Annotated in this window: 3 protein-coding genes; 1 reads left to right on the top strand and 2 read right to left on the bottom strand. The window is 46.9% G+C overall.

Going from position 1 to position 3,661, the window contains the following annotated elements:
• Nucleotides 1-284, top strand: a 284-nt coding sequence (locus WCO51_11045) for a gfo/Idh/MocA family oxidoreductase (GenBank protein ID MEI6513790.1), incomplete at its 5' end; no start/stop codon positions are given.
• Between the two features lie 45 nt (nt 285-329).
• On the opposite strand, the gene metG is transcribed toward WCO51_11045, so the two are convergent.
• Nucleotides 330-2,309, bottom strand: coding sequence for a methionine--tRNA ligase (gene metG, locus WCO51_11040; protein ID MEI6513789.1), 1,980 nt, complete (start codon nt 2,307-2,309; stop codon nt 330-332).
• Nucleotides 2,310-2,429: 120 nt separating this feature from the next.
• Nucleotides 2,430-3,341, bottom strand: coding sequence for a regulatory iron-sulfur-containing complex subunit RicT (ricT, locus tag WCO51_11035; GenBank protein ID MEI6513788.1), 912 nt, complete (start codon nt 3,339-3,341; stop codon nt 2,430-2,432).
• Nucleotides 3,342-3,661: the final 320 nt, after the last annotated feature.

Here is a 3,661-nt window from a genome sequence, read left to right as displayed (position 1 = left end):
AACTAGAAGTGATGTTCCGTGATGATCCTGCGAATCTTCAGGGCTTCCGCAACATCAACGTAACCGACGGCCCGCACCCCTATGTCTCCAATTGGTGGCCGGCAGGGCATGGTATCGGTTATGAGCACACGTTCATCCACACGGTCTATGATGCTTATCAGGCAATCGCCAAAGGCGAACTCCCAAGCCCGAACTTCTATGATGGCCTCAAAAACCAAGCTGTCCTAGAAGCAGTTGAGATAAGCTCCAACGAGCGCAAGTGGGTTAAAGTCGAACAAAGTTAATTACTTACACGCTAAAAAGGGCGGGCCTTTGGCCCGCCCTTTTTATTATCGAATGGGTGACCCGGGGGGAACTTCTTGATCAGGAGTTAAGACAATTGCTTTACCTCCGAGATCGGCGGCGAGGAGCATACCCTGTGACTCAACACCTCTTATGACAGCAGGCTTTAAGTTCACCAATACTATGATTTCCTTGCCTATAAGCTGTTCAGGAGTATAGGTTTCGGCAATTCCGGCGACCAATGTGCGGGTTTCATTGCCGACATCTATAGTCAGCTTCAATAACTTATTGGCATTCGGATGAAGTTCGGCTTGAGTAATTCGCGCGACTTTAAGCTGAACCTTTTTGAAATCATCAATACTAATTAAATCTGACGGCGCCGGTTGGGTTGCCTCTGAAACCGGGGGAATTTGTTGTTCTTCACTCACTTTTACTTCAACCTCTTTTTTATTACCTTGAACTTCTTCACTCGGCAATGCTTTTAAATCAATACGCGGGAAGATTGGCTGCGGAGCGCCATATTGATGCCCAGCCGAAAGTAATCCAAATTTCTCAACCTCTAGCCAACGGGGATCTAAGACAGGCTTTTCGATACCAAGTTGCTTATCTATCTCATCAGCGACAAACGGCATAAACGGTGAAACCAAACGGGAGGTTATTCGAACCCCTTCGAGTGTCGAAAACAACACACACGCCGCCTCATCCGTATTGCCCTGCTTCATCAGTGACCATGGGGCGCGTTCATCAATATATTTATTAAGTACACCCACAAGCGACCATACCACTTCAAGCGCGCGGTCGAATCTGAACTCCTTAAATGCGTTTTCATAATCAACAATTACTTTCTTAACTACATCCCCAATCGCATCATCAGCCATGGCAGAAGGTAATCGTCCCTCAAAGTACTTCTGAGACATCGCCAAAGTACGATTGAGCACGTTACCAAGGTCGTTAGCGAGATCGCTATTGAATCGCTGCATGAAGGCATAACGGCTGTATTCTGAATCCTCGCCAAACCTCATATCGCGAAGAAGCAAGTAGCGAAGCGCATCCGCAGCTGCATCAATTGAGCAACCACTAACACATACAAGCTCCTCTACGAATTTTGTCGGGTGCGGCAAGTTTCCTGCCGACTTACTGCCCTTCTCCCCGCCCACTGTCCACCAGCCATGACCAAAAACAACCTTAGGAAGCGGCAAGTCAAGCGCCATCAACATCGCCGGCCATAAAGTCGCGTGGAATCGAACAAAAATCTCTTTCCCGACCAAGTGTAGATCTGCAGGCCACAGAGAATCATAATTAGCCTGATTATCCGGCCATCCGGTTGCAGAGAGATAATTGATTAACGCATCAAACCAAACATAGATAACGCGCTCCGGATCACCAGGCACTTCAATACCCCAACCGGTGTTCTTGCGCGTCATGCACATATCGCGCAGACCCTCTTCTATGAACTTAACCACTTCATTCGCCCGAAATTCAGGCTGCCAAAACTCCGGATTTTGGCGATAATGCTCGAGCAATCGGTCACCGAACGCTGAAAGCTTGAAGAAGTAATTCTCCTCCTGCACCCTCTGCACAGGTCTGCCGCTCTCCTTTGAAACCCCATCCTCGACTTCACTATCGCGCAGGAAAGTCTCATCGGCAACGCTATACCAGCCTTCATAAACATCCTTATAGGCATAACCCTTCTCGACTAATCGGCTAAAGAACTCCTGAACCACCTTGATATGCCGCTGTTCGGTGGTGCGTATGAAGTCATCATAATCGATATGCAAGTGTTTCCAGGCAATTTCAAACTCATGTGAGAGCTGATTAACGAACTCCATCGTATCCCGCCCAGACTTTTGAGCGGCTTCGACAACCTTAGTGGCATTTTCATCCGTACCGGTTAAAAAGTAAGCGCCAACCCCGCGCAATCGCTTATAACGCGCCAGCACATCTGCCGCAATAGTCGTCATAGCGCTCCCAATGTGCGGTTCGCCATTTACATAATAGATAGGGGTGGTTATATAATAGTTCTTCATAATTTGTTTTACGTATTACGTAGTTTGTATTCCAGAATCTCCTGATTTCCTACACTCAACAGAGAAGGTGTCTGGTGTTAGAAGGATGCTTGATACGAAATCTGCAATACTCATTACGGATTAAGCATCCTCCACCATTTCTTCTTCATCTTGAGACTTACAGGGCTTACGGGCCATTCCGCAGTGGCCTTTCTTTTTAGCGCATCCGCAAGTGCCTTTTGCAAGCTCTTTCCCTTCCCATTCACATTCTTCACTTGTATACACTTCACGCGCATCCCCTTCGTCAAGAATTACGTAAAAGGATGATTTCAAAATATCCAAGTCAATAACTCTGCCAAAACCTTTGGGGGTGTTGACATATCCCCCAATTGGCGGCAGCAAAATCCTGCCATCTTTATATACTTCATGCTCATATTCAAGACAGCACATCAACTTGGCGCATAAGCCACTGAACTTGATGGGGTTCAAAAATAAATTCTGATCTTTAGCCATTTTCATTGAGATAGAAGTGAATTCGTTTAGAAAACTTGCGCAACATAAGGGGAGACCGCATATGCCGTAACCACCTAATGACTTCGCATGGTCTCTGGTTCCAATCTGGTAGAACATGACACGGCAATGCAGCGCCGTTGCCACATCCTTGACCAATGCCCTGAAATCAATACGCCTTTCAGAAACGAAGGCAAACGTAACGATAATACCGTCAAAATCATATTCAGCAGAAACCAGCTTCATCGAAAGCTCTAGCTCCGCTATCTTTTGGGCGCAAACAGACAGCGCTCGCGGTACTTTCGCCACGTTCGCTTCATGTCGCCTTAAATCTTCTTCCGATGCAAACCTTAGAATGGGCTTCAGCGGTGATTCGATATCTTCCGACGCGATCTCGCGAGGACCAATCCGAACCAACCCTAATGCCAATCCCTGCGAAGTCTCAACGACGACTTGGTCACCCAAATTGACATCAAATTCGCCTGGATCGAAGAAGTAAGAACGACCAACACTCTGAAATGCGACCCCAACGGCCGTTGGCATCCAACACCTCGCCCCCCGAACTCAAACTGGAGATATTGTAGCACAGAATTAAAATGAAAGGAGAGGAAAGGTTAAGGGCGATAAGCATTCCTAACGTGTCATTACAAGGAATGGTTCATGCCCATGGCAATATCTGAAAACACTATCCCAATCATTACCACCATTCGATACTGCCCGAATGCCTTCTCAGGGCAATTCTATTTAGAGTTAGAGGTCAAGCGGAGTTATTAGGTTTTGCCCCCCCCGTATACCGTTGCGATATTTACTCAAACTTCTTTGTAATAGCCTCAATTAACCTGCCCTCAGATACATCCAAAGGC

The organism is bacterium (assembly GCA_037131655.1).
Classification (GTDB): domain Bacteria; phylum Armatimonadota; class Fimbriimonadia; order Fimbriimonadales; family JBAXQP01; genus JBAXQP01.
This window is presented reverse-complemented; position numbering and strand designations above follow the sequence as displayed.